This window comes from Providencia sp. PROV261 (assembly GCF_028477945.1).
Classification (GTDB): domain Bacteria; phylum Pseudomonadota; class Gammaproteobacteria; order Enterobacterales; family Enterobacteriaceae; genus Providencia; species Providencia stuartii.
This window is the reverse complement of the sequence record NZ_JAMPMC010000010.1, coordinates 209,379-235,310: the sequence shown is the minus strand read 5'-3', so window position 1 is coordinate 235,310 and position 25,932 is coordinate 209,379. Positions and strand designations below refer to the sequence as shown.

Sequence of the window (25,932 nt, the reverse complement as noted above, 5' to 3'; positions counted from 1 at the left end):
TGCCAATAAGAAAAAAATCCACAAAACCGGGGCCGGGTGGTTCCATTCATCATTCGTACCCTTTATTATCGCTGAACACTTCGCTTTGGCAACAGGGGCGTTACAGATTTCATGTCTCAATCTGTCTCAATATTTATAGGTCTGCGTTACATGCGCGGACGAGCTGTCGACAAATTCGGCCGTTTTGTATCCAGTTTATCAGCCATTGGTATCACGCTAGGGGTTGCGGCATTGATCACCGTGACCTCCGTCATGAATGGATTCGAACGATCGTTACAAGATAGCATACTCTCTTATATGCCGCAGGCCGTTTTAACGTCGGCAACGGGGCATATTGACCCACAAAAATACCCCATTGCAGATCTACAGGGCCTGCAAGGTGTTTCTCATATTGCACCGCTTGTGCAGTCGGATGTTGTTTTGCAAAGCCGCTCGAATGTCGGGGTAGGCATGATGCTTGGCATCACTTCTGACGAACGATCACCACTATTAGATAACTTGATTGACGGGCAGCGCTCAGAATTAGTCGAGGGGCAATATCGTGTCTTCTTGGGGAATAAGCTGGCGGAAAATTTAGGTTTAAAGCGTGGCGATGAAGTTCGTTTGATTATCCCTGGAGTCAGTCAGCTTACGCCAATGGGGCGTATTCCTAGCCAACGTTTATTCACGGTGGCGGGGGTGTTCCAAACCAATGGTGAGGCCGATGCCAGCGAACTGATTGTTGCGCAAAATGATGCTGCTAGGATGATGCGCTATCCCGCAGGGCATATTACAGGCTGGCGGTTATTTCTGAATGAACCGTTAAAGGTCGATACGTTGAGCCAACAAAATTTACCTGACGGACTGATTTGGACCGATTGGCGTGAACGCAAAGGTGAGTTTTTTCAAGCGGTCAAAATGGAAAAAAATATGATGGGTCTGTTGCTCAGCCTCATCATTGCTGTCGCGGCTTTCAATATTATTACTTCACTCTCTTTATTAGTTATGGAAAAGCAAGCTGAGGTGGCCATTTTAAAAACGTTAGGTTTAAAGCGTGGGCGCATTTTGGCGATTTTTATGATCCAAGGGGCAGGTGCGGGGATTATTGGCGCATTAATAGGCTCACTGCTTGGTATGTTAATTTCCAGCCAATTGAATTTCTTGATGCCGCTATTTGGCATGTTGCCAAAAGGGGTCCACTTACCCATTGTACTTGATTTTTATGGTATTTTAATTATTGCGGTATCCGCAATGCTCATTTCGCTGCTTGCGACGCTTTATCCTTCTTGGCGTGCGGCGGCTGTGCAACCTGCTGAGGCGTTACGTTATGAATAAACAACCACTTCTTATCTGTGAACATTTAAGCAAGGTCTATCAGGAAGGCGCATTGTCGACGCAAGTATTAAAAGATGTCTGTTTTTCGATTAATGAAAGCGAAATGATGGCAATTGTTGGTAGTTCAGGCTCCGGGAAAAGTACCTTACTGCACCTATTAGGTGGCCTTGACACCCCGTCTGAAGGCGAGGTGATTTTTCGGGGGCAACATATTAACCGCCTCTCATCGGATCAGCGTGCCACCATCCGTAACAAAGATTTGGGGTTTATTTATCAGTTTCACCACTTATTACCCGATTTCACGGCATTAGAAAATGTGGCTATGCCATTACTGATTGGTGGTATGAATAAATCAGAAGCCTTTGATAGAGCGACTAAAATGCTGGATGCGGTTGGTTTAGCCCACCGTTCAGGGCATAGGCCATCCGAGCTTTCTGGTGGTGAGCGGCAGCGTGTGGCGATTGCTCGAGCATTAGTTAATCAGCCTGCATTGGTACTTGCGGATGAGCCAACAGGGAACCTTGATTTACGTAATGCAGATGCGATTTTTGAGTTACTCGGTGAGTTAAATAAAACCCAAGGCACAGCATTCTTGGTGGTGACTCATGATATGAAGCTAGCGCATCGTTTATCGCGCCAACTTGAGATGCGTGACGGGCACCTTCAACAAGATATCACACTGGGGGCAGTGTAATGTCTGGATTACCGCTGACTTTACTTACAGCGTTACGGTTTAGCCGTGGTCGCCGCCGTACAGGGATGGTATCACTGGTTTCTATCGTTTCAACACTTGGTATTGTTTTAGGTGTGGCCGTCTTGATTATAGGTTTGAGCGCCATGAATGGGTTTGAGCGCGAACTTGAAAATCGCGTTTTATCGGTGGTGCCACATGGGCAAATCTATGCGGTGAAAGCCCCATATCAAGATTGGCAATATGCTGAGAATGTGATCCGCAATACTCCCGGGGTCAAAGCAGTGAGCCCGTATGTTGGGTTTACTGGCTTGCTGGAGCGCGGAGCTAATCTCAAAGCAATACAGGTTATGGGGGTTTCGCCGAAAACCGAGTCAGAAGTCAGTGCATTGCCTAAATTTGTACTCGATGATGCGTGGAAAGATTTTAAAGCAGGGAAACAATCGATTATTTTAGGGCAAGGTGTTGCTGACTCACTGAATGTTAAAGTTGGGGATTGGGTAACCATCATGATCCCCAATACAGATGCGAGTTTAAAAATCCAACAACCTAAACGGATCCGTGTTCAAGTTTCAGGTGTTTTTCGTTTAAGTGGGCTATTAGATCACCAATTAGCGCTGATCCCTATTGCCGATGCGCAAGCGTATTTAGGCTATGGTGATGGCATTACAGGGTTTGAAATAAAAGCCGATAATCCATTTAATGCGGATAAAGTTGTTTATGACGCGGGCCTGAAAACCATGCATCATGTGGTTGTGAAAAGTTGGATTGGCGACTACGGCTATATGTATAACGATATTCAGATGGTACGTAGTATCATGTACTTGGCTATGATCCTCGTGATAGGGGTTGCTTGTTTTAATATCGTGTCTACGTTGGTCATGGCGGTCAAAGATAAGAGTAGTGATATTGCTGTATTGCGGACACTTGGTGCTAAAGACAGGCAAATTCGGGCGATTTTTTTGTGGTATGGTTTGCTAAGTGGACTCGTTGGCTCCTTAATAGGGGCAATACTTGGCGTGGTTGTTTCATTAAATTTAACCACCATAATCAAAGGACTTGAGTATGTTATCGGGCATCCTATCTTGTCTGGCGATGTCTATTTTATCGACTTCCTTCCTTCTCAATTGCACCTATTAGATGTGGTGTATGTGTTGCTGACAACGGTAGTATTAAGTTTGTTGGCAAGTTGGTATCCTGCACGCCGAGCAAGTAAACTTGACCCAGCTCGTATCCTGAGTGGTCAATGATAACTAACTGGGTAGCCTATCGTTACCCAGCTTGTTTTATTGCTCCCCATTGCGACGCGCAAGTTGTATCTGCTTATAACTGCGCGTTTCTATCAATGTGTCATTGAAATCATATTGCTGAGCGAGAGACATCAACTGTTGTGTGAGTTGAGGGAGCAGTGAAAGCGTGTCTGTCATTATGGCAAATTCAGCAAACCAGCCAATATCCTCTAAATAATCAATAGTGATATGTACATCGCCAAGAAAATAGATGCTACGTTGTTTGCTGGTGGCGAAATAGCATTGATAACCAAGTGTTGTCAGCATATTTTTGACGTGAGCACAATCTTCAATATTAATCGCTTTACATTCTGAACTGCCAGGGCCTTTGACTATCCATAATTTAATGCCTGAAGGGAACATTTCACGGACTGACAGACTTATTCCTTGCTGCGCAAGCTGACCATCAGGCATATCAAAAAAGTCATCTTTTTCCGTATTATTTTCCGTAAAGACTTCAGCGCCATCAGCCATGATCCGTTGTAAAAAACGGTTTGGGTCAGGCAATCTAAATTTAATTTCGGCTTCATATTGACCAACAAAATGTTCACTCATGGTAATTCCTAGTTTTATTTATGGGGCAAGGTATTTTCTTCTAAGCTGTGGAACAATGCAGGTATTTAAATGCGAAAGAGTACAACTTATAAAAAGAGGGAAAAATAGTCTTTCCCTCCGATTTAGATGTGCTATTTGCTTTTTTTCATAATAGATTGATCAAGGTAACCCATCACAAATGCGGATAAAACAAATGTTAAATGGATAATGACATACCACATTAATTTGTTATCAGGGATATTCTGTGAGTTCATAAAAACTTTTAACAAATGGATTGATGAAATGGCTACGATAGAAGCAGCTACTTTATTTTTTAATGAGGTTGCATCCATCTTACCTAACCAACCCAATTTTTCGCTATTCTCAGGGATATTGAGCTGGGAAACAAAGTTCTCATAGCCTGAAAACATCACCATTACGAGTAAACCACCGACTAACGCCATATCAATTAATGATAATAGTATCAGAATTAAATCTGCCTCAGGGATTGAGAAAATATTGGGGATCACATGCCATAGTTCTTGAAAGAACTTAATCGTTAATGCAAATAGAGTCAGTGATAGGCCAAAGTAGATAGGGGCAAGTAACCAACGTGATGCATACAGCGTCTTTTCAAACAATTTTTCCATATAAACCTTTTACTGTGTGATGAATTAATCGTGTTAAAAGTAAACTCGTCTATTTTAGCGAGTCTAAATTCAGACTGCGATATTTAGTTTGGTTATGAAGATATAATCACTGAGAAAAACGTATTATTATGGTTTAGTGGCGTTTAAGATAAGTGATAGATAAACATTTAGCCTCACAATTCCTTTTGTTATTTGTTGCGTTATACTGACATTCGAATTAGGTTTGGGTAACGATTATGATCATTGCGAGTAAGGTATAAAACTCGCGGCGATAACAACATGGAAGAAAAAGGTATTTATTGATGTTGCGATTTCGTCATAGGCTAAAGAAACTTAAAAAAATTAAAATGTTACGTCGTCAACGAGCTCGCGATCGTTTTTTTTACAGTGAAAATAGAATAACCAATATGAAAAATGTGAAAGTCGTCGTACTAACTGGGGCGGGTATTTCTGCTGAATCAGGCATTCAAACTTTTCGTTCTTCGGATGGTTTATGGGAAGAACACCGCGTTGAAGATGTGGCAACACCGGAAGGGTTTGCTCGTGACCCACAATTAGTGCAGCGTTTTTATAATGAACGCCGCCGCCAACTTCAACAAGAGAATATTAAACCAAACCCTGCACATTATGCTTTAGCGCAATTAGAAGATTTGTTAGGGGATAATTTTCTGCTAGTGACTCAAAATATCGACAACTTACATGAGCGTGCGGGTAGTAAGCGTATTATTCATATGCACGGTGAGTTATTAAAAGTCCGGTGTAGTTGGTCAAATCAGGTATTAGAGTGGAAAGGGGATTTATCCACAGATGAACGCTGCCATTGTTGCCAATTTCCTCAACCGCTAAGGCCGCATATAGTTTGGTTTGGTGAGATGCCATTAGGTATGGATGAAATTTATCAGGCTATTGAGAATGCGACACTCTTTATCGCAATTGGCACGTCTGGTCACGTCTATCCTGCGGCAGGTTTTGTGCATGAGGCAAGGCTAAATGGTGCACATACTGTCGAGCTAAATTTAGAGCCAAGTCAGGTTGAGAGTGAATTTGAAGAAAAACATTATGGTTTGGCTAGTGAGGTCGTGGTTGATTATGTGAAGCATCTTATTGCCGAACTGACGATGGCGAGTGAAAGCAAGATTTAACACGCGATTTAATGAAGGGGGGGTAAAACCCCTTCATCATATCACTTTCTTGCATGGCGTGATGTTAGACGTTTTCATCTAACATCGCAGGCATCGTAATCTCTTTTACACAAGTTGCGTTACTCGTACTTAAAATAAACTTGACGGCATTAAGGACGTCTTGCAAGGGGATTAATGCACCTTCAGTGCGTGAAATAACGTCATCGACAGGCACTGATAGGGGGTATTCCGTTGCTAAATAACCGAGATTAATCACAGAAATAGCTATTTTATCTTGGCGTAATGTCTCCCTTAGCGAGTGAACAATACCGCGTAGTGCATACTTTGAGGCAGAAAAAGCCACTTCATGACCGTTATGGTTATCTAATCCCCACGTTGAGCCAATTAAGATGATTTTGCTATTTTGGCCAAGTCGTAAATTAGGCAACATTGCCTTGAGGTGCAAGATACAGGCACTGATATTGGTTTGGATCATCGTGAGCAGTTCAACATCATCCGTTGATTCAAATCGATAATCGTCGGTGAACGCATATTTTTCCCAAATGCCGACATTATAAATTAGGCAGTCAATCGGGCTATCTTGCAGGGTGCTCTTTACGGTTTGTACAGAATTCGTTTCCGATAAATCAGCTTGGATCCAATGAAAATTGTTATTGGAGAAAGAAGGCATAGAGCGAGAAACGCCATAAATAGTATCTTGTGCGGTAGGAATACCTTCAATTAATGCTTTTCCCAACCCTTTACTGACACCATAAACTAAAAATTTTCTTGTCATCGATATTCTCTTTATTTTAAGCTGAATGAAATAGATACCGTCGCGACGGTTTGCTTTGCATAGATAATAATAGAGGAATAAAAATAATGCTATTGGGAAGTATAAGCTTTAATTCAGCGATGGCTAAAATAAATAATAGGCAAAGTTAAATAGTTGACTAAAAAATAATAATCCCCTGATAACTGGATAATAATAAGTATAAAAATAGTTTTATTTTGTTGAATGCTGCTATCAAAAATAGGGTTAGGCGATTTATTTTATGGAATTTATTATTTGTTATTAGATATAAATAAATATGCTTATGATAAATATGTTCTGACTAAGAACAAATAATTATTTCTGTTTATCAGAGTAACTCGATAAAGATTAAGGACGGTTAGTTCTTAATGCGAGATAAATATGAATGTCTTAATCATTTCAGGTAGCCCCGCGCTAAAGTCGCGTTCATCAGCATTGCTTGATTATGCTCAACAATGGCTGAGTCAGTTTAATTTGATAATTCAACGGATAAGTGTGAATGAATTTGATGCGAGTGTGCTGTTACAGGGTAAATATCAACATGCACAAATTCAAAAGTTTATCCAACAAGTCAAAGAAGCTGACGGTATTATTATTGCGTCGCCGGTTTACCAATCCTCATACAGCGGCGTACTTAAAGCCGTGATAGACCTATTACCTCAACGCTCTTTATTACATAAAACAGTATTACCCATCATGACAGGGGGGAGTGAACATCATCAGCTAGCATTAGATTATGCCTTTAAACCATTACTTACCGCATTGAAAGCAGAAGAGATTATTAGTGGCATCTATACCAGTGACCAGCATTTTCAGTATTCAGAAAATACGCATCAATATCTTATTTCCCAAGAAATAATTGAGCGACTAAATAGTAATTTACAGACTTTTTATCACACGTTAAATAAAAATTATTTTCAGCATATTAACTATCAGACTCAATTACCATTAATCAATGAAATGAGGCTTTAAGTATGGGCTACTCACGTATTGTTATTTTGAGTTGGTTAGTGCCACTGAGTTTATTAATCGTTTGGCAATTTTCAGTCAGTACAGGTTGGCTTTCGAGCCGAATATTACCTGAGCCTCTACAAGTTTTTAGTGCGGGGTGGAACCTTATAAAAAATGGTGAACTTTGGGAGAACTTAGGAATTAGTGCATTACGTGCGGGCATTGGATTTATTATTGGCAGCTCAATCGGATTAATATTGGGATTAATAACAGGACTTTCTCGATTAGGTGAACTCTTATTAGATAGTTCCATTCAAATGATCCGTAATGTGCCCCATTTAGCACTAATTCCCTTGGTGATCCTTTGGTTTGGTATTGATGAATCGGCAAAAATATTTCTTGTCGCACTAGGAACCTTTTTCCCAATTTATTTGAATACGTTGCATGGTATTAAACATCTCGACCATAAATTAATTGAAATGGCAAAAAGCTATGGTTTACACGGTTATAGCCTATTTCGCCATGTTATTTTCCCGGGAGCACTACCTGCAATATTTGTAGGGGTACGTTTTTCATTGGGCTTGATGTGGCTGACATTAATTGTTGCAGAGACGATTTCGGCTAATGCGGGGATCGGCTACTTAGCGATGAACGCTCGCGAGTTTTTAAGAACGGATATCGTGGTTTTCACCTTAATTATTTACGCCTTATTAGGAAAAACAGCCGATACACTCACCTATTTACTCGAAAGGGTTCTACTTCAATGGCATCCCAAATGGCATAAAAAAGAGGTCACAGCATGATAACGAAAACACAATGTTTTGCAGCCAATACGGGGATCCCAATTCAATTAGAGGGCGTGATAAAAGGCTTTAGGGGAAATAACGTCTTACGGTCACTCAATTTTGCTATCCCCGCTGGGCAATTCGTGACCATCGTGGGGCACAGTGGTTGCGGAAAAAGTACCTTATTACGTTTGTTGGCTAATTTAGATTCGCCAACATCAGGGGAGATCACCGTGGCAAAACAGCCTTTATCCAATTTTCATGGGGATATTCGCATCATGTTTCAGGAGCCTCGGCTCTTACCTTGGAAAACGGTGATTGAAAATGTGGCGCTCGGGTTAAACAGAACGTCGCACAATGAGGCACTTAAGGTGCTAGCCTCCGTGGGTCTGTCAGACAAGGCGGGTGAATGGCCAGAAGAACTTTCAGGAGGACAAAAACAACGAGTCGCTTTAGCGAGAGCATTAATCCATCAGCCTCGTTTGTTACTACTCGACGAGCCTTTTGGGGCATTGGACGCCTTAACACGTATGGAAATGCAACAACTGCTGATCAAATTATGGCACCAGTATCAATTTACGGTGGTTTTGGTCACGCATGATATTCATGAAGCAGTATGGACCTCGGAGCGAGTATTGATGCTAAAGGAAGGGATGCTGCATCTGGATATTAATATCAACGAAAACTACCCCAGAAGCTTAACCAATGCCTTTTTAATTGATTTGGAATCACAAGTACTCAATGCGTTGACTGAGCGAAAGTTTGCTTGATCACTGAAAATAAGGAATCTCAAGATGGCGATACAACAAAAACTGCAATTGTTTTGGTTTTTACCAACGCAAGGGGAAGGGCGTTATTTAGGAACTCAAAAAGGTGGTCGGGCTGTCACACTCCAATATTTACAGCAGATTGCGATTGCAGCCGATAGCCTTGGTTTTCATGGTGTCCTGATCCCGACAGGAAAAAGTTGTGAGGATCCGTGGATAACGGCGGCATCCTTACTCTCAGTCACTCAAAAATTACGCTTTTTAGTCGCGGTGAGACCCGGCTTACAGTCACCGACATTGGCGGCTCGAATGACATCAACATTGGATAGGCTCTCTGACGGTCGTGTGCTAATCAATGTGGTGACAGGTGGTGATCCTGTTGAAAACAGAGGCGATGGTATTTTTTTAAATCACAGTGACAGATATAAAGTAACTAAAGAGTTCCTTGATATATACAGACGCCTTATGAGAGGGGAAGCGGTTGATTATCAGGGTGAACATATACAGGTCGAAGATGCCAGTTTGCTATTTCCTCCGGCACAACCATACGGGCCTCCTCTCTATTTTGGCGGGTCATCACCAGAAGCAATGGAGATTGCCGCTGAACAGATTGATACCTATTTAACATGGGGAGAGCCACTTGCGGAGGTTAGTGAGAAAATTAATGCGGTGAAAAGACATGCTCAAGCTAAAGGGAATCATGTGGAATTTGGTATTCGGTTGCATGTGATTGTGCGAGAGACGGAGCAAGAGGCCATTGATGCCGCCAACCGCCTTATTTCACACATTGATGATGAAACAATTGCCAAGGCGCAATCGGTCTTTTCTCGGATGGACTCCGCCGGCCAAAAACGCATGCAATCATTGCACAGCGGTTCAAAAGATAACCTTTTCATTGCCCCTAATTTATGGGCGGGGATTGGCTTGGTGCGTTCTGGGGCTGGTACAGCTTTAGTGGGCGATCCTCAGCAAGTTGCGGCACGTATCAGGGAGTACCAATCGCTTGGGATCAGCAAATTTATTTTTTCAGGGTATCCACACTTAGACGAAGCCCATCAATTTGCAGAATTAGTGATGCCGCTGTTAGTGGATAAAGAGGCCGCGCTATCACCGCAACACGTTAGGTCACTTGGTGAAACGATCGGTATCCACATGCGACCAAAGCAGGCAGTGTAGGGTATTAGCCTCACTATTTTATTCGATTCTTGCCAATAATTATTGTTGGCAATGCAACACTATTTAGCGTGTTAGGAGAGCCTTGGTGAAAAAGTTTATTTTATTGATGGTATTGTGGGTTATGTATACCTTTACCAGTTTTGCTTATTCAGAAACGAAAGTAATTAATATTGGGTATCAGAAAGCGAATATTTTAGCATTGCTTAAATATCGAGGAACGCTAGAGCCGGTATTTAAAGAATATAATGTGAATGTTCGCTGGATTGAGTTTCCAGCAGGCCCTCAAATGCTAGAAGGCTTAAATATTGGCAGTATTGACCTTGCGGCAACAGGGGATGCACCACCAATATTTGCTCAGGCGGCTCAAGCAGATTTTGTATATTTAGGCCATTCCCCCAGTAACCCTCAATCAGAAGCGATTGTCGTACCTAAAAACTCGCTCATTCAATCCGTAAGTGATTTAAAAGGCAAGCGGGTTGCCTTAAATAAAGGCTCCGATGTTAATTATTTGCTAGTTGCTGCCTTACAGCGGGCCGGATTGAAATATAACGAAATAACGCCAGTTTATTTACCACCATCAGATGCCAGAGTGGCTTTTGAACAAGGTGCTGTCGATGCATGGGCGATTTGGGACCCTTTTTTAGCAGAAGTTGAAACAAGCTTGCCTGTACGTGAAATTGTGAATGGGGAAAATTTAGCTTCTCACTATACGTTTTTCCTTGCTAGTCGGCAGTTTGCTGAAAAACAACCACAATACGCTGAAGCGATTATTACGCAATTGAGCCAGCAAAGTGAGTGGGCAAATGCCAACCCGCAAGCAACGGCTGCAATTTTGTCTGCATCAACGGGGCTCGATAAAAAAATATGGTTAAAAGCGTTACAACGCACAAATTATGGTTTTATTCGTATGAGTGATAGTGCATTTTTAGAGCAACAAAATATTGCGAATATCTTCGCGAAGATACGTTTAATACCTGTTGCTATTGATGTCAAAAAGGCACAATGGAAAGTAGAAGCTAATGCAAATAAAGCCTAACTTTATCAACAATAAGTCATAACAAGATAAATTTTATTAAATATTGATAAGGCGACAAAACTTATCAATAAGTGGTACTCGATTTATCTTATCAGTATTATTTTATCGGAAATAAGCCACCATTAGCCCCAAAGGTGATTTAAAACAAGAATTGTTCATACGTTCTTTCTCATAATAATCTTATTGATACTTGGGGGAATTACGTATGGACAAACTTTTAGAGCGGTTTTTTGAATATACTGCTTTTGATACACAATCAAAATTAAATGCTAAAACAATACCTAGTAGCACAGGCCAGCTAAAATTTGCTCGTGCACTGGTCAAGGAACTAAGAGAGCTCGGTTTTGAAGATGTCGCTCTTTCAGAACAGGGGTGTGTGACCGCTTGTTTATCTGCGAATGTTGATTGGGATGTTCCTACTATTGGTTTTATTTCACATTTAGACACTTCCCCGGATTGCTCTGGTAAACATGTTTCCCCCCAGATTTTAGAAAATTATCGAGGTGGTGATATTGCTTTAGGCATTGGTGATGAGGTGCTATCTCCAGTGATGTTTCCTGTATTGCATGAGATGATCGGCAAAACATTGATCATGACAGATGGTAAAACCTTACTTGGTGCGGATGATAAAGCAGGTATAGCAGAGATAATAACCGCATTTGTGCGTTTAAAGGCCAATAATGTGCCACATGGTAAAATTTGTCTTGCCTTTACTCCTGATGAAGAGATAGGGCGTGGTGCTCAATATATTGATTTAAATGTCTTTGACGCACGCTGGGCTTATACCGTTGATGGGGGGGCGGTCGGTGAACTCGAGTATGAAAACTTTAATGCCGCGAATGTAGCGATAAAAATCGTGGGTAATAATGTACACCCAGGTACGGCAAAAGGGGTGATGGTGAATGCGTTAACACTGGCAAACCGTATTCACGCTGAATTACCGAGAGAAGAAACACCGGAAAATACCGATGGTTACGAAGGTTTTTATCACCTGAACTCCATGAAGGGGACAGTTGAAAAAACAGAAATGAACTATATTATTCGTGACTTTGATAGCCAAAAATTTGAAGAGCGTAAGAAAAATATTATCCGTATTGCAGAAAAAGTAGGGCAGGGATTACACCCAAGCTGCTACATTGAACTGACTATCGATGATAGCTATTACAATATGCATAAAGAGGTAATGAAACATCCACATGTTATTGAAATAGCTCACCAAGCCATGAGAGATTGCGGTATTGAACCTATCGTGAAGCCGATTCGTGGTGGAACCGATGGCGCTCAACTGTCATACCGAGGCCTACCTTGCCCGAATATTTTTACGGGTGGCTATAACTTTCACAGTAAGCATGAATTTATTACCCAAGAGGGCATGGAGCAGGCTGTAAGCGTGATAATGCGTATTGTTGAGTTGACGGCTGAACGTGCGCGCAATTAAACCGTAGGCGTAGGCTAAGAGTCTGCACCTTATGAATTCACCATAAGGTGCAGAATGATATTATTGATTAGTCATCAAAGTACCAATAACCACTATTGATGAGCGCAGTCATTAGCGCAATAAAATTCACGTCATCAATTGCATCACCAAGCTGCTGAGCATTCACCGCGTCATAACGGCATAGGCTATCTGCCGCAGCATAACAAGTCGTTTCTAAGCATTCACCATTAACAAAGAATTGATCGCCGACACGTAATGCCCTGAGGCCATTGAGTTTATACAAGGTCTCTTGCTGTGTTTTAAGCAGATCGTACACCTCATCTTGCTCATAAGGCGGCTCTGGCGGTGCAAGGTCTAGCTCATGGCGTGATTGTGAAATAAATTCACCGAGCCATTTACGGAAAAGCTCAGGGTCGTGGAGCATGGACTCCATCATTTCACGTAACTTGATTTGTTCGCCCTGCAAGATTTCAGCTGGATTATCTCGGAATGAGAGGTCAGGGTCACTATAGCGGTAGCTCCCCAAATCATTGGAAATCAAATAATCCGCAAAGCTACTAATAAGCTCACGGGTATTCGGTGCACGGAAGCCAACAGAGTAGTTGAGAGAAGGCTCAATGGCGTAACCTTCATGTGGGAACCCAGGTGGAATATACAGAATATCCCCCGGCTCCATCTCTTCATCAATGATGGCATCGAATGGTTGCACTTGCAGAAGATCAGGGTGAGGGCAGTGTTGTTTCATCGGCACTTTTTCCCCAACGCGCCAACGCCTACGACCTTCACCTTGAATGATAAAAACATCATATTGGTCTAAATGTGGGCCGACACCGCCGCCAGGAACAGAGTAGGAGATCATTAAGTCATCCATTCGCCAGTCAGACAAGACTCTAAAGGGTTTCATCAACGCCGCGCTGGGATGATGCCAATGGTCAACGGCTTGTACTAGGATAGACCAATTCTCTTCGCCTAAGTGGTCATAACTTTCAAAAGGACCATGAGCAACTTCCCATAACCCTTCTTTATGGCTGACTAAACGACTGTCAACCTCATCTTCCATCGCCAGTCCCGCGAGTTCATCAGGCGAGATAGGATCAATAAAACGTGTAAAACCATTTTTAATGAGTAAAGGGCGTTTCTGCCAATGACTATCCAGAAAACTCTGCCAGTCAAGATTCAGTTTATAATCCATCTTATTGTCCTGCGTTAACATATCTATTGATAGTATACCTGAATTTGCCGCCATAGCAGGGGTTAAACAAGCGCGATGATCACAGATTAATTATCTTGATTCACTTCTTGCCGACGAAAAGTTACTTCCACTCGTGCACCACCGAGCGGGCTGTCACTGATCGTAATATCGCCATCATATTGGTCAATAATTTCAACGGCGATAGATAAGCCAAGGCCTTGACCGGGCCTTAAGGTATCAACACGTTGCCCCCGCGTAAAAATAAGGTTACGTTGGCTTTCGGGTACACCGGGGCCATCATCATCGACAGTGATCACTAAATGGTCATCCCCAACACGGGCGGTCACTTCGACGAACTCAAGGCAGTACTTACAGGCGTTTTCCATTATGTTGCCCATCACTTCCATAAAGTCATTCGGCTGGCCTAGCCAAGTCACTTCAGGCGAAATATCAACGGTGATCGAGACACCTTTATTTTGATAAACCTTATGTAAGGCGCTAGCAAGACTATCGAGCAAAGAGGGAACTGAGGATATCTCGCGCAACATAAGGTTATTGTCACCTTGAGCAGAAGCCCGATGCAAGTAATAACCCACTTGTTGAGAAATACGACCAATTTGCTCAAGCATCACAGGCTCTGCTTGCTCAATCGTCATCTGTTTACCTGTTCTTAGTGAGCGCAAAGTGGACTGTAAAACGGCAAGAGGGGTTTTTAGGCTATGGGTTAAATCAGAAAGCGTGGTGCGATATTTGCTATAACGCTTACGCTCGTTAGTCAGCAAATTATTTAAGTTTCGAACCAAGCCACGCAACTCATAAGGTGGATTTTCATCCAACATCTCGCGTTCACCTTTTTCTAGGCTACTAATTTGTGAAACGAGCGATTTAATGGGGCGCAAGCTCCAATAAGCGGCGAGCCAAAGTAGAGGGATCACTAAAATAAGATTAGCAAGCAGTACATAGCCAAACCATTCCCAGACTAACCCCGTTTTTTGTAAGTCCTGAGGCAATGTATCAACGACCACAATAGTCAGCGGTGGGAGATTTTCTGTCGCACCATATTGATTGACGGACACTGAGTGGGTTAGCGGCTCGTCATTATGGTTCATATCATCAAGTTTACTGTTAAATTCAGGGTTGTTTTGTAACAATAGGCGAGTTTCACCGATATCAGTGTCAATTTCATACAACCCTTCTTTTTTTAACCAATCACGGCGAATGAGGTTTTCGACGTTAGGCATTTCCCGTTGGCGCCATAGGACCTGCCCGTTTTCATTGTATATTATGATTAACGTTGGATTATTTAAGGTGAAATTAGGCGGTACGCGAATATCAATTTTGTTATTTTGCCACTGCACTAAACTATAAATAAGATTGCTTTGACTACGTAACAAGGTATAGGTCGTTTTATCAAAACTAATTAAATAGCCTAATATGGCGACAATACCATAGGAGAGCGTTAGGGCGAGGATCACCGCTGAGGTCGCACACAAAAAGCGTGCCCTCAGGGATAAAGGCTTAAATTTAAATTTCTTTAGCCGCATATTAGCCATTCACATCAAAACGATAGCCTTGCCCACGGACAGTCACTATCACGTCATTAGCATGAAACTGCTGTATTTTTTTACGTAAACGGCCCATTAACACATCAATTGTATGGCTTTCACGTAGCTCAGCATCAGGGTAGAGCTGGCGCATCAACGAATCTTTGCTAACCACTTTCCCATTATTACGTAGCAAAGTTTCAATAATCGTGTATTCAAAAGCGGTTAATTTAACGGGTTCACCATTTACCGTGAACTCTTTTCTTGATAAATCAATGACGAAGCCATCTAATTCTAATACCTGAGAGGCGAGGCCACTATTTCTGCGCATCAGAGCTTGCATACGTGCAACCAGCTCTTCAAGATGAAAAGGCTTAGTAACATAATCATCTGCACCACTATTGAGCGCTTGGACCTTTTCTTGCCAACTTTCACGTGCAGTTAGTACCAGTACAGGAATGTTGATTTGTGTACTGCGCCAGCGCTTGATCATAGATAAACCATCTTCATCAGGTAACCCTAGGTCGACCATCGCAATATCGGGACAGCTTTCACGTAAAAAATAGTCAGCTTCTTTAGCGTCTTCGGCTGCATCGACTTGATGACCAAGCTCTTTGAGTTGAACCGTTAGGTGGTGACGAAGAAGAGCATTGTCTTCAACGATAAGAATACGCATCTAAAACCTCACATTAAAAAGAGAGAATTGCTCGATATTATTGCAACAAGAATAGCATTAGAAGCTCTATGGTAAAAAGATAAGCGCTTTACAACAAGTGATTAAGTAAACCAAAGGCAAACAAACCCAAGATATGGGCAGAAACAGTAAAAGTAGGCGGGATATTTCCTGCCTACTTTTGCTTAGAGAGAGGACTTAAAAAGGTGAAAATTATTTTAACTCATCAATAAAAGTGACAGCGTAACCAATGTAATTAGCTGGCGTCATCCCTTTCAAGCGCGTTTTTTCTTCTTCTGGAAGGGCAAGTCCGTCGATAAATTGCTGCATGCCTTCAGCCGTGACGCGTTTACCGCGAGTAAGCTCTTTAAGCTTCTCATAAGGTTTTTCAATGCCATAACGGCGCATAACGGTCTGAATAGGCTCAGCAAGTACTTCCCAGTTTTGGTCTAATTCATCGAGCAGGTGTTGCTCATTAACTTCTAATTTATTTAAACCTTTTAGGGTAGATTGATAAGCGATTAGCGAATAGCCAAGACCAACCCCCAGATTACGCAATACAGTCGAGTCAGTCAGGTCACGTTGCCAACGTGAAACCGGCAGTTTGCTCGCTAAATGGCCCAATACTGCATTCGCTAAACCTAAGTTACCCTCTGAGTTCTCAAAATCAATAGGGTTAACCTTATGTGGCATGGTTGAAGAACCAATTTCACCAGCAATGGTTTTTTGTTTGAAGTGATTCAGTGCAATGTAGCCCCAGATATCACGGTCAAAATCTAACACAATGGTATTAAAGCGTGCGACACAATCGAACAGCTCGGCAATATAATCATGCGGCTCGATTTGCGTGGTGAATGGGTTCCAAGTAATACCTAAAGAAGTGACAAATGTTTCGCTAAACTCGTGCCAGTTAACTTCTGGGTAAGCTGCGATATGCGCATTATAGTTACCAACCGCACCATTAATTTTACCTAAGATCTCAACTTGCTCTAACTGACGGTATTGGCGCTCCATACGGTAAGCAACGTTCGCAAACTCTTTACCGATTGTTGACGGTGTTGCCGGTTGACCATGGGTACGTGACAGCAAAGGTAGGTGACGATATTCCTGAGCCATTGCTTTAACTTTGTCAATAATTTGACGCCATTGTGGCAGTAGCACTTCTTCTCGCGCTGTTTTTAGCATCAGCGCATGAGATAAGTTGTTAATGTCTTCAGAAGTACAGGCAAAGTGAATAAATTCAGAAACAGCGTGTAATGCAGGTACTTGCGCCACTTTTTCTTTTAGAAAGTACTCGACGGCTTTCACATCATGGTTAGTTGTACGCTCGATCTCTTTAATGCGCATAGCATCTTTTTCGCTGAAGTTCGCAACAATTGCATCTAGGTAAGCGTTTGCGTCATCATCAAATGATGGAACTTCTTTGATTTGAGCGGTTGCCGCCAGTTTTTGTAGCCAGCGAACTTCAACTTGCACGCGAAATTTCAGTAAGCCAAACTCACTAAAAATAGTGCGTAGTGCGCTGACTTTATCACCGTAACGGCCGTCAATCGGGGATACAGCGGTCAGTGAGGATAATTCCATTGGTAGCAACTCCAAATTTTAAAAGTGAGACAGAATTTCTTTCGCCTGATTACTCAGACGGCTTCGGGAAAACATTAATTGCAGACGACTTCCCCCAACTTGCTGCCAGAGCACAGCACTGCGGATACCACTGAGCAAAAGTGTTCTGACTTTCGCTTGAACCAGTGAATTTTTTAAAATATCAGGGGAGCCAGTCACTTGAATCCGAGGGCCTAGTGGACTAATTACATCCACGTAGATCCCCGCTAATGCGTTAAAAACACCGTCAGACATAGGGTCAAAATAGCTTGCTTGACGCTCAAACTGTTCGATTCGTTGCCCGAGCTTATCCATAGCTTGTTGATTCTTATTGAGGCGGCGTTCTAGTACGATAATACTGAGCATATAGCGGGTCACTTCAGCGGATAATGCGCTTGCGTTATTGCCGCCAGATAACATGCCAAGCATCGCACCAAGACCTGTTTTTAGGTTGACAGGGTCATTCCCATAAACATCGATGGTGGAAGATGGATTCATGTTGGTTAAGCTATTGACCATGACTTCAAGATCATGGTCGTTACAACTACCTTCTTGTGCAAGTTTTTGAACCATGTAACTGGCTTGGCAGATGCCTGCGAGCGCAAGTGTGATATCGCGATAATTTTTAGCCACAACTACTCCTGAATACGAGATTCGATAATACCGCCACCTAGACACACTTCATCAAGGTAAAATACGGCTGATTGACCTGGAGTTACTGCTGCAACAGGGTAATCAAAAATAACTTCAACTTTCCCGTCATTAAGTGGCGTGACAGTACAGGGGATGTCAGCTTGACGATAGCGGGTTTTGACAGCACAACGCAGTGTTTGTGTTAAAGGCTCTCTGTCGACCCAATCTAATTGTTGGGCGATCAAACCTGTTGACATCAGACGAGGATGTTCATGCCCTTGTGCAACAATTAGGCGATTATTTTCAACGTCTTTATCGACAACGTACCAAGGTTCATCCGAGCCTTCTTTCATACCACCAATACCCAGCCCTTTACGTTGGCCTAGCGTGTGGTACATCAAACCTTCGTGTTGACCAATGGTTTCACCATCAACGGTCACAATAGGGCCTGGTTGTGCAGGTAAATAGCGCCCAAGGAAATCACGGAATTTACGCTCACCAATAAAGCAAATCCCCGTAGAGTCTTTTTTCTTTGCGGTGACTAAACCGACTTCTTCTGCAATACGGCGGACTTCTGGTTTCTCTAATTCACCAACAGGGAATAGGCTTTTAGCAATTTGCGCATAGCTGAGGGTATAGAGAAAATAGCTTTGGTCTTTATTGTTATCTAAGCCTCGAAGCAATTGGCTTTTACCATTCACATCGCGGCGGCGCACATAATGGCCCGTTGCGATATAGTCGGCACCGAGATCTTCTGCGGCAAATTCAAGGAAGGCTTTGAATTTGATCTCTTTGTTACACAAAATATCAGGGTTTGGCGTACGGCCTGATTTGTACTCGGACAAAAAGTGTTCAAACACATTATCCCAATATTCTGCTGCAAAATTAATGGTATGAAGTTCAATGCCTAATTTATCGCAAACAGATTGTGCATCAGCAAGATCGGTCGCGGCGGAACAATACTCTTCGTCATCATCCTCTTCCCAGTTTTTCATGAACAGACCAACAACCTGATACCCTTGCTGTTGAAGCAAATAAGCTGAAACGGATGAGTCTACACCTCCGGACATACCGACGATGACTTTTTTTTGGCTGTTATCTGACATGGAATACTCTCACTGCGGAAAAATTAAGCCCCATACTTTACCATGTTGTACCCTTGTTACGCCAGCGTTAGCAGGGGGAATATTCTAATCATGATTTCTGCTCGAAATGGGTATTGGCATACCCGCAAACGATAAGTATCTGTTAGCGCTTAGAGCCAGCCGTGTTGTGACACAACGTGAATCAGCCAAAGTGCTCCCCAAATGCGGATAACACATCAAGTGGATATTGGGTGCCTTCGAGAAAACAGCGTATGCTTTCGGCGACAAGCGGTGAACGCAAGCAATCACTGTTCAAAATATCCTGCGCGCTCACCCAATAGCAGCAAGTGATATCGCTATCTTGTGGCTGGGTATCACAACGCTCAGGCAGTTCCAATGCAAAGAGAAAGCGAATAAAGGGGGTGTTATCGGGAGCTATCCATTGGTGAATTTTAAGCAGTTTTTGCGGTCGCCCTTTAATGCCCGTTTCTTCGAATAATTCACGTTCAGCAGCGGCTAATAGTGTTTCATCTGCTTCTAGATGACCTGCGGGTTGGTTCCACGTCGGTTTGCCATTAACCCATTCTTCAACAACCAAAAACTTATCCTTCGCATGGACAATCGTTGCGACAGTAACATGAGGTTTAAACAAGAGTGATCTCCTTCCATTCACCAGGTGCTAAATTATTAAGAGTATACTCACCAATTTGATAGCGAATTAGCCGCAAAGTCGGATAACCAATATGCGCCGTCATGCGCCTAACTTGACGATTTCTTCCTTCACTAAGTGTGATTTTTAGCCAGCTAGTCGGGATGTTCTTACGTTCACGAATTGGTGGGGTTCTCGGCCATAACCAATCAGGTTCATTGACTCGTTCTATACCAGCAGGGCGTGTCGGACCATCTTTAAGAGTCAGACCTTGGCGAAATTTCACAAGAGCCGCGTCATCAGGGATACCTTCAACTTGCGCATAATAGACTTTATTAGTGTTTTTTTGCGGTTGTGTTAAACGCGCTTGTAATTTCCCATCATTAGTCAAAATGAGTAATCCTTCGCTGTCACGATCTAACCTGCCAGCCGCATAAACATCGGTTATTGGAATATATTTTTTTAGGGTATCTCGGCCTTGCTCATCGGTAAACTGCGGTAATACATCGAAAGGTTTATTAAATAAGATAACTTTACGCGACGTAAGGGGCTTAGATTGAGTCCGAGATGACAATGAAGAACGAAAATGCTCAGAGGTGGCTTTTGACCCAAACTTGCGCGGCGCTTTCTTACTGGCTGGTGGTCTAGCTTTATAATTCGATGTAGACATGAGAATCCATTTTAACAGATTAACTAAATATTGATAAAAACAGGCCAACAAAATGTTGGCTGAGCTTTCAGTGTAGTTGATTTTTAAGAAAAATGACACAAAAGAGCAAGGAGGGAGATGATGTTTATTGTCAATCACAAAGAGAAGATAAAAAATGTCATTTAAAGAGGGCATTTAAAAAAGTTCAAAATGAAAGATATAAAAGTATAAGGAGACGGAGATAGTTTATTATTTATTAAGCTTGAGAATAATTTTTTATATTTAAAGTTGTATCTCTATCTAGAGATGTTAATTTTATACATCTAAGGCGCATGAGCTTATCTTATTGATAAACTTAATAGAAGAATAATAGAGCTTATTTTTATCAGTGGTTATTAATTAAAAAAAACAAATAATATAATAAAAAACTTTAAAATCATTAAATCTGTTAAAACCTATTAATTTACAATGATAAATTGCTTTAATAAACCTAGTTTATGTGAGCAAAACGAATTTTTCTTAATAGCATTTAAGATAAACTGCAAATAGTCTCTTTTTTCAACAACTATTCATTTATTCACTAAATCATCGAAGCAACATCTTGGTTACGTAATTTCTTTAAGATTAGACTTTTATCGTACCTTGTTGATTTAATGGGAAATGTGTTAACTAAATCAACAAAAAATGTGAGTCAGTTAGTACGTTTAATGCGATCCGCATAAAACCTTGAACGACTAACCATTGGCGTTAGAGAAAGTTTGAAGTAGTATTGACAGGTCTCTTACAAAAAATTAACAAGCAAATGCGCAAGTGAAAGGAGAGGTTAATGGAAAGCAAAGTAGTAGTTCCGGCAGAAGGCGCTAAAATTACCATTGATGCTAAAGGCAAACTGAATGTTCCGAACAACCCGATCATTCCTTACATCGAAGGTGATGGTATTGGTGTTGATGTGACGCCAGCGATGTTGAAAGTGGTTGATGCAGCAGTTAAAAAAGCCTACAACGGCGAGCGCAAGATTTCTTGGATGGAAATCTATACCGGCGAAAAATCTACTCAAGTTTATGGTAAAGATGTTTGGTTACCGCAAGAAACTCTCGATTTAATCCGTGATTACCGTGTTTCAATTAAAGGCCCTCTGACAACCCCAGTTGGCGGTGGTATTCGTTCTTTGAACGTAGCGCTACGTCAACAACTCGACCTCTATATCTGTCTACGCCCTGTGCGTTACTATAAAGGTACGCCAAGTCCTGTTAAGCAACCTGAACTCACTGATATGGTTATCTTCCGCGAAAACTCAGAAGATATCTATGCGGGTATTGAGTGGAAAGCAGGTAGCGCAGAAGCAGATAAAGTCATTAATTTCCTGAAAAATGAAATGGGTGTAACTAAGATCCGTTTCCCAGAAAATTGTGGTATTGGCGTTAAACCTTGCTCAGAAGAAGGAACAAAACGTCTAGTTCGTGCTGCGATTGAATATGCTATCGATAACGGTCGTGATTCAGTGACTTTGGTTCATAAAGGCAACATTATGAAGTTCACTGAAGGTGCCTTTAAAGATTGGGGTTACCAACTGGCATTAGATGAGTTCGGTGGTGAGCTACTTGATGGCGGCCCATGGGTGAAAATTAAGAATCCAAAAAATGGCAAAGACATCATTATCAAAGATGTGATTGCTGATGCGTTCTTACAACAAATTCTTCTGCGCCCAGCGGAATATGATGTTATCGCATGTATGAACCTAAATGGTGACTATATTTCTGATGCATTGGCGGCACAAGTTGGTGGTATCGGTATCGCTCCTGGTGCAAACATTGGTTCAGAATGTGCACTGTTTGAAGCAACACATGGTACAGCACCTAAGTATGCAGGTCAGGATAAAGTGAACCCAGGTTCAATTATTCTTTCCGCAGAGATGATGTTACGTCACATGGGCTGGACTGAAGCGGCTGACCTAATCGTTAAAGGTATGGAAGGCGCAATCGAAGCTAAGACCGTAACTTATGACTTCGAACGTCTGATGGACGGCGCTAAACTACTGAAATGTAGCGAGTTCGGCGACGCGATTATTAGCCATATGTAATTTGTTGCGTAATATAATTAATAACGGGAGCGTAATGGCTCCCGTTTTTTGTTGTCTTAAATTAATTTGATTGTTCTTTTTGGGTTACCTGCCTTAAGGTAGGTATTATATTATTTCTACCATAATTAATTTACCAAAAGACAAAAGTGATAGACCTAGTATTGAAGAGCTTAGAAAAAAATATATGGGGAAGATATAAAAATATTTGTTGGTTTGTATTGGTATAAAAGTAATACAATAACATATTAATAACAGGAGTTTTATGGATGGGCTAATTGTTATTACATTCTCAATCATTATCGGTTTTATTGCTCTGGTCCTTATCCTTCCGGTTATTATTTTGTCACTGTTTGATAAAAGCAGGGAAGCAAAGAAGCAATCAGTAACAAAGTATCAACGTGAAATGGAGAAAATAGAGAAGCCAGAGGTAATAGCAAAACAGATTGATAATGAAGAAAGGATGACCTTGATAATTTTTAGTATAGTTATTCTTATCGTATTGGTAGTAATAATTTATATTCTCTTTTGCTACAGATAACCCGCTTCTTAAGGCGAATTACTCGGGAAATGTAGCTGATTATCGTGAGCAACAGCGATAAAAATGACGGGATCATTTAGACATGCTAGAAATATGATGGATGTTTTTAGTTAGGGTTTAGTGTTTGTGCGGAATTTTGCTATTATTATTACCTATCGCATTTTGAGCTAAAAGTGGAGGGAAAATGTTATCCATCCAGACAGAGAGAATGCCCTTCTGATTAAAGTCATTTAGTAAATAAAAATTCAGAAGGGATATGTTATGAACTATACAAAATTTGATGTAAAAAATTGGGTTCGCCGTGAGCATTTTGAGTTTTATCGGCATCGTTTACCATGTGGTTTTAGCTTAACAAGCAAAATTGATATCACGACGTTAAAAAAGTCATTGGATGATTCAGCGTATAAGTTTTATCCGGTAATGATCTATCTGATTGCTCAGGCCGTGAATCAATTTGATGAGTTGAGAATGGCGATAAAAGATGATGAATTGATCGTATGGGATTCAGTCGACCCACAATTCACCGTATTCCATCAAGAAACAGAGACATTTTCAGCACTGAGTTGCCCATACTCATCCGATATTGATCAATTTATGGTGAATTATTTATCGGTAATGGAACGTTATAAAAGTGATACCAAGTTATTTCCTCAAGGGGTAACACCAGAAAATCATTTAAATATTTCAGCATTACCTTGGGTTAATTTTGATAGCTTTAATTTAAATGTTGCTAATTTTACCGATTATTTTGCACCCATTATAACAATGGCAAAATATCAGCAAGAAGGGGATAGACTGTTATTGCCGCTCTCAGTACAGGTTCATCATGCAGTTTGTGATGGCTTCCATGTTGCACGCTTTATTAATCGGCTACAAGAGTTGTGTAACAGTAAATTAAAATAAGCTCAGGTTAAATTAAAGGGTTTCATATCTAGTGAAGCCCTGTTTTATTATGTTTTGAGTTAACTTATCTTCAATGGCGGTCATAGAACCGACTGTTTACCCTCAAATAAATGTGTGAGCCGAATTATTATATCATCCTTCCGTAAAAGGCTAAAAACCATAAACAATAAAATATTTTTTGTCGGCTTTTGTTCGCACTTTTTATCTGTTTCTAGGCATTTTATGATAATTTTTTAAAGGTAAGCTTGAAATAACACGTCGATGCCAAGATATCTATCAAATCATGATATATAAACTAAATGGGATGAAGAATGAATAAGATAAAATTTGTTGAACAAGCTCTAACGGATGTGCTTGGCAAAGAGATTGGTTCAGTGGAAGTGATTGAACAATATTTTTCGCCAAACTACATACAAATTGTCGACGGTAAAAAAATTAATTATGAAGAATTTGTTGCGCATCTTAAGGTATTAAAAGAGGCCACGAATAATATTAGTATTACCATAAAATCCATTGCCGAAGGGCAAGACTGTGTACATACCCAACATATTGCACATGCTGAGAAAAAGAGCGGCGATGTCAGTGAATTTGAAGTATTTGCCTGCTTCCATTTATCTGAAGGGAAAATCGTGCGTTGTGAAGAATTAACACGCATGATTGCTGGTGAAAAAGCAGATGGTGACCTTGGCTCTCGAGTTTAATTATAGCACTATCATTAATTTACTAAAAACATTGAAAATAAGTCAATCATGTTAACGCCATGTTGCAATGGTGACTTTTTTACTGTTATTTCGCTGAAAAACATAAAGAGTGACGAAAAAGATTTTTATCGTCACTCAATTTGATTTAATTATGAAGGGTAAGTTAACACTAATCCAACGCCAACTTCTTTAATGGCTGCAAACTTGGAAAGATGAATTTTAGCCGCTAAATCCGTACAATGGCAGGGATGTATTTGATCGACATTAAGTTGGCTAAAATAGTGCCCAGTTTGATTTAAAACCTCATCAGAGGCTTCTTGTAAATGGAAACCACCGATGACTGTCACTATCTTATCTATTTTTGTCACTTGTTTTGCATATTCAACAATATTGCAAATACCTGAATGCGAACATCCGGTAACTATAATCAACCCTTCCGTGGTTTTTATTGCCAATGCACTATCGTCCCAAACATAGTCATCAATAGTTTGATGGTCTGCATTAATCGTCGTTCCAATAGGTTCTTTCCCTTCAAAAGTATTATTTCTCGGGATCTGCCCTAAGAATATAACATTGTCGGAAAGGTAAAACGGCTTATCTGTTTCATAGTTATCAAAATAAGCCTTTAATACATCTTTGGGGATATTGGCACCAATCACTTTGGTGTCAAATTGCTTTGGAAGAAGTGCATCTGGATGGTAAATCAAGCGGATCTTTTGTGGAAAATAGCAATTACGTCTATCGTAGTGCTGTATTAAATGATTCAGTCCCCATGTATGGTCGTTATGTCCGTGAGACAGGGCTAAATCAGTGATCGTAGCAAGGTCTATCCCTAATGTGTGTGCGTTATCGATAAAAATATCGGAGTAACCAGTGTCAAAAAGAATTTTATGGCCATCAGCTTCGATATGGTAGCAAACACCTGGCTCACCACAAAAGTAGCTATCGATAAGGGTATTGTTATCAACAAGTACAGATATTTTTATTGTCATTTTTACTCATTATTTAATTGGTGAATAGCTAATTAGTCTTACTGTTATATCAGACAAAAAGCAATGAATATCCAATTAAAAATGCTTTTATAGACAGTCGTAAAGGCAGTTACTGAGTAACTACC

Annotated in this window: 26 protein-coding genes; 14 read left to right on the top strand and 12 right to left on the bottom strand. The window is 41.1% G+C overall.

Annotated features, from left to right (window positions below; all coding sequences use genetic code 11):
• Positions 1-111: 111 nt before the first annotated feature.
• From lolC to lolE, 3 genes are read left to right on the top strand one after another with little or no spacing between them, the layout of a single operon-like run.
• Entirely contained in the window at positions 112-1,314 is a 1,203-nt protein-coding gene (gene lolC / locus PR675_RS07015; protein WP_014656160.1) for a lipoprotein-releasing ABC transporter permease subunit LolC, read from the top strand.
• Complete coding sequence (gene lolD, locus PR675_RS07010) at positions 1,307-2,008, top strand: lipoprotein-releasing ABC transporter ATP-binding protein LolD (RefSeq protein WP_014656159.1); 702 nt, start codon at positions 1,307-1,309, stop codon at positions 2,006-2,008. Before lolC ends, lolD begins: the two co-directional genes overlap by 8 nt.
• The gene (lolE, locus tag PR675_RS07005; protein ID WP_014656158.1) at positions 2,008-3,255 is read left to right on the top strand and encodes a lipoprotein-releasing ABC transporter permease subunit LolE; all 1,248 of its coding nucleotides are present in this window, start codon (positions 2,008-2,010) and stop codon (positions 3,253-3,255) included. The genes lolD and lolE overlap by 1 nt, the downstream gene beginning before the upstream one ends.
• 36 nt (positions 3,256-3,291) lie before the next feature.
• On the opposite strand, the gene PR675_RS07000 is transcribed toward lolE, so the two are convergent.
• Positions 3,292-3,849 carry a class IV adenylate cyclase gene (locus PR675_RS07000; protein ID WP_060561085.1) on the bottom strand — a complete coding sequence of 186 codons (558 nt, stop codon included), beginning with the start codon at positions 3,847-3,849 and terminating at the stop codon, positions 3,292-3,294.
• 131 nt (positions 3,850-3,980) lie between these two features.
• The gene (locus PR675_RS06995; protein WP_004920804.1) at positions 3,981-4,478 is read right to left on the bottom strand and encodes a TIGR00645 family protein; all 498 of its coding nucleotides are present in this window, start codon (positions 4,476-4,478) and stop codon (positions 3,981-3,983) included.
• A 305-nt stretch (positions 4,479-4,783) separates the two neighbouring features.
• Between PR675_RS06995 and cobB the strand changes: the two genes are divergently transcribed.
• Positions 4,784-5,620, top strand: a complete 837-nt coding sequence (cobB, locus tag PR675_RS06990) for a Sir2 family NAD+-dependent deacetylase (protein ID WP_014656156.1) — start codon at positions 4,784-4,786, stop codon at positions 5,618-5,620.
• 64 nt (positions 5,621-5,684) lie between these two features.
• Here the strand turns inward: cobB and PR675_RS06985 are convergent, their stop codons facing one another.
• Positions 5,685-6,395 carry an SDR family oxidoreductase gene (locus PR675_RS06985; RefSeq protein ID WP_060561084.1) on the bottom strand — a complete coding sequence of 237 codons (711 nt, stop codon included), beginning with the start codon at positions 6,393-6,395 and terminating at the stop codon, positions 5,685-5,687.
• Between the two features lie 399 nt (positions 6,396-6,794).
• Here PR675_RS06985 and ssuE point away from each other — a divergent pair, with 399 nt between their 5' ends.
• From ssuE to pepT, 6 genes are all read left to right on the top strand, one after another.
• Positions 6,795-7,385 (top strand): NADPH-dependent FMN reductase, encoded by a 591-nt coding sequence (gene ssuE, locus PR675_RS06980; protein WP_060561083.1) that lies wholly within the window; start codon positions 6,795-6,797, stop codon positions 7,383-7,385.
• A 2-nt stretch (positions 7,386-7,387) separates the two neighbouring features.
• On the top strand, positions 7,388-8,167 hold the full coding sequence (gene ssuC / locus PR675_RS06975; protein WP_004920799.1) for an aliphatic sulfonate ABC transporter permease SsuC: 780 nt from the start codon (positions 7,388-7,390) through the stop codon (positions 8,165-8,167).
• A complete protein-coding gene (locus tag PR675_RS06970) occupies positions 8,164-8,919 on the top strand; it encodes an ATP-binding cassette domain-containing protein (RefSeq protein WP_040133239.1) in 756 nt (251 codons plus the stop codon). The genes ssuC and PR675_RS06970 overlap by 4 nt, the downstream gene beginning before the upstream one ends.
• A 24-nt stretch (positions 8,920-8,943) precedes the next feature.
• Entirely contained in the window at positions 8,944-10,092 is a 1,149-nt protein-coding gene (gene ssuD, locus PR675_RS06965) for an FMNH2-dependent alkanesulfonate monooxygenase (RefSeq protein WP_060561082.1), read from the top strand.
• 106 nt (positions 10,093-10,198) lie between these two features.
• The gene (locus PR675_RS06960) at positions 10,199-11,128 is read left to right on the top strand and encodes a sulfonate ABC transporter substrate-binding protein (RefSeq protein ID WP_060561180.1); all 930 of its coding nucleotides are present in this window, start codon (positions 10,199-10,201) and stop codon (positions 11,126-11,128) included.
• Between the two features lie 205 nt (positions 11,129-11,333).
• Positions 11,334-12,566, top strand: a complete 1,233-nt coding sequence (gene pepT / locus PR675_RS06955; RefSeq protein WP_004920791.1) for a peptidase T — start codon at positions 11,334-11,336, stop codon at positions 12,564-12,566.
• Positions 12,567-12,633: 67 nt separating this feature from the next.
• Here pepT and PR675_RS06950 read toward each other — a convergent pair whose 3' ends face one another.
• From PR675_RS06950 to rluE, 8 genes are all read right to left on the bottom strand, one after another.
• Positions 12,634-13,758: a ribosomal protein uL16 3-hydroxylase gene (locus PR675_RS06950; RefSeq protein WP_036940747.1), complete on the bottom strand. Its 1,125-nt coding sequence runs from the start codon at positions 13,756-13,758 to the stop codon at positions 12,634-12,636.
• A gap of 86 nt (positions 13,759-13,844) precedes the next feature.
• On the bottom strand, positions 13,845-15,302 hold the full coding sequence (gene phoQ / locus PR675_RS06945; RefSeq protein ID WP_272582707.1) for a two-component system sensor histidine kinase PhoQ: 1,458 nt from the start codon (positions 15,300-15,302) through the stop codon (positions 13,845-13,847).
• A 1-nt stretch (position 15,303) separates the two neighbouring features.
• Entirely contained in the window at positions 15,304-15,978 is a 675-nt protein-coding gene (gene phoP / locus PR675_RS06940; RefSeq protein WP_004920785.1) for a two-component system response regulator PhoP, read from the bottom strand.
• Positions 15,979-16,188: 210 nt separating this feature from the next.
• A complete protein-coding gene (purB, locus tag PR675_RS06935; protein WP_060561081.1) occupies positions 16,189-17,559 on the bottom strand; it encodes an adenylosuccinate lyase in 1,371 nt (456 codons plus the stop codon).
• A gap of 18 nt (positions 17,560-17,577) precedes the next feature.
• Entirely contained in the window at positions 17,578-18,210 is a 633-nt protein-coding gene (gene hflD, locus PR675_RS06930) for a high frequency lysogenization protein HflD (RefSeq protein ID WP_004920781.1), read from the bottom strand.
• Positions 18,211-18,212: 2 nt separating this feature from the next.
• The gene (mnmA, locus tag PR675_RS06925; RefSeq protein WP_060561080.1) at positions 18,213-19,316 is read right to left on the bottom strand and encodes a tRNA 2-thiouridine(34) synthase MnmA; all 1,104 of its coding nucleotides are present in this window, start codon (positions 19,314-19,316) and stop codon (positions 18,213-18,215) included.
• Positions 19,317-19,497: 181 nt separating this feature from the next.
• Positions 19,498-19,947, bottom strand: coding sequence for an NUDIX domain-containing protein (locus PR675_RS06920; RefSeq protein ID WP_053109924.1), 450 nt, complete (start codon positions 19,945-19,947; stop codon positions 19,498-19,500).
• Positions 19,940-20,614, bottom strand: coding sequence for a 23S rRNA pseudouridine(2457) synthase RluE (rluE, locus tag PR675_RS06915; RefSeq protein ID WP_014656147.1), 675 nt, complete (start codon positions 20,612-20,614; stop codon positions 19,940-19,942). The genes PR675_RS06920 and rluE overlap by 8 nt, the downstream gene beginning before the upstream one ends.
• A gap of 805 nt (positions 20,615-21,419) precedes the next feature.
• On the opposite strand from rluE, the gene icd reads away from it, so the two are divergent.
• The 4 genes from icd to PR675_RS06895 all read left to right on the top strand — a co-directional run bounded on the left by icd (position 21,420) and on the right by PR675_RS06895 (position 24,815).
• A complete protein-coding gene (gene icd, locus PR675_RS06910; protein WP_060561079.1) occupies positions 21,420-22,673 on the top strand; it encodes an NADP-dependent isocitrate dehydrogenase in 1,254 nt (417 codons plus the stop codon).
• A gap of 262 nt (positions 22,674-22,935) precedes the next feature.
• Positions 22,936-23,211, top strand: coding sequence for a hypothetical protein (locus tag PR675_RS06905; protein WP_014656146.1), 276 nt, complete (start codon positions 22,936-22,938; stop codon positions 23,209-23,211).
• Positions 23,212-23,472: 261 nt separating this feature from the next.
• Positions 23,473-24,114, top strand: coding sequence for a type A-3 chloramphenicol O-acetyltransferase CatIII (locus PR675_RS06900; RefSeq protein ID WP_004920769.1), 642 nt, complete (start codon positions 23,473-23,475; stop codon positions 24,112-24,114).
• A gap of 311 nt (positions 24,115-24,425) precedes the next feature.
• Positions 24,426-24,815, top strand: a complete 390-nt coding sequence (locus tag PR675_RS06895) for a nuclear transport factor 2 family protein (RefSeq protein ID WP_004920765.1) — start codon at positions 24,426-24,428, stop codon at positions 24,813-24,815.
• 149 nt (positions 24,816-24,964) lie between these two features.
• Here PR675_RS06895 and PR675_RS06890 read toward each other — a convergent pair whose 3' ends face one another.
• Complete coding sequence (locus PR675_RS06890; protein WP_014656144.1) at positions 24,965-25,807, bottom strand: MBL fold metallo-hydrolase; 843 nt, start codon at positions 25,805-25,807, stop codon at positions 24,965-24,967.
• Between the last annotated feature and the right edge of the window lie 125 nt (positions 25,808-25,932).

Coding starts and splice junctions, on each gene's coding strand:
- lolC (WP_014656160.1), top strand. CDS start 112: ATGTCTCAATCTGTCTCAATATTTATAGGTCTGCGTTACATGCGCGGA.
- lolD (WP_014656159.1), top strand. CDS start 1,307: ATGAATAAACAACCACTTCTTATCTGTGAACATTTAAGCAAGGTCTAT.
- lolE (WP_014656158.1), top strand. CDS start 2,008: ATGTCTGGATTACCGCTGACTTTACTTACAGCGTTACGGTTTAGCCGT.
- PR675_RS07000 (WP_060561085.1), bottom strand. CDS start 3,849: ATGAGTGAACATTTTGTTGGTCAATATGAAGCCGAAATTAAATTTAGA.
- PR675_RS06995 (WP_004920804.1), bottom strand. CDS start 4,478: ATGGAAAAATTGTTTGAAAAGACGCTGTATGCATCACGTTGGTTACTT.
- PR675_RS06985 (WP_060561084.1), bottom strand. CDS start 6,395: ATGACAAGAAAATTTTTAGTTTATGGTGTCAGTAAAGGGTTGGGAAAA.
- ssuE (WP_060561083.1), top strand. CDS start 6,795: ATGAATGTCTTAATCATTTCAGGTAGCCCCGCGCTAAAGTCGCGTTCA.
- ssuC (WP_004920799.1), top strand. CDS start 7,388: ATGGGCTACTCACGTATTGTTATTTTGAGTTGGTTAGTGCCACTGAGT.
- PR675_RS06970 (WP_040133239.1), top strand. CDS start 8,164: ATGATAACGAAAACACAATGTTTTGCAGCCAATACGGGGATCCCAATT.
- ssuD (WP_060561082.1), top strand. CDS start 8,944: ATGGCGATACAACAAAAACTGCAATTGTTTTGGTTTTTACCAACGCAA.
- PR675_RS06960 (WP_060561180.1), top strand. CDS start 10,199: ATGGTATTGTGGGTTATGTATACCTTTACCAGTTTTGCTTATTCAGAA.
- pepT (WP_004920791.1), top strand. CDS start 11,334: ATGGACAAACTTTTAGAGCGGTTTTTTGAATATACTGCTTTTGATACA.
- PR675_RS06950 (WP_036940747.1), bottom strand. CDS start 13,758: ATGGATTATAAACTGAATCTTGACTGGCAGAGTTTTCTGGATAGTCAT.
- phoQ (WP_272582707.1), bottom strand. CDS start 15,302: ATGCGGCTAAAGAAATTTAAATTTAAGCCTTTATCCCTGAGGGCACGC.
- phoP (WP_004920785.1), bottom strand. CDS start 15,978: ATGCGTATTCTTATCGTTGAAGACAATGCTCTTCTTCGTCACCACCTA.
- purB (WP_060561081.1), bottom strand. CDS start 17,559: ATGGAATTATCCTCACTGACCGCTGTATCCCCGATTGACGGCCGTTAC.
- mnmA (WP_060561080.1), bottom strand. CDS start 19,316: ATGTCAGATAACAGCCAAAAAAAAGTCATCGTCGGTATGTCCGGAGGT.
- rluE (WP_014656147.1), bottom strand. CDS start 20,614: ATGTCTACATCGAATTATAAAGCTAGACCACCAGCCAGTAAGAAAGCG.
- icd (WP_060561079.1), top strand. CDS start 21,420: ATGGAAAGCAAAGTAGTAGTTCCGGCAGAAGGCGCTAAAATTACCATT.
- PR675_RS06905 (WP_014656146.1), top strand. CDS start 22,936: ATGGATGGGCTAATTGTTATTACATTCTCAATCATTATCGGTTTTATT.
- PR675_RS06900 (WP_004920769.1), top strand. CDS start 23,473: ATGAACTATACAAAATTTGATGTAAAAAATTGGGTTCGCCGTGAGCAT.
- PR675_RS06895 (WP_004920765.1), top strand. CDS start 24,426: ATGAATAAGATAAAATTTGTTGAACAAGCTCTAACGGATGTGCTTGGC.
- PR675_RS06890 (WP_014656144.1), bottom strand. CDS start 25,807: ATGACAATAAAAATATCTGTACTTGTTGATAACAATACCCTTATCGAT.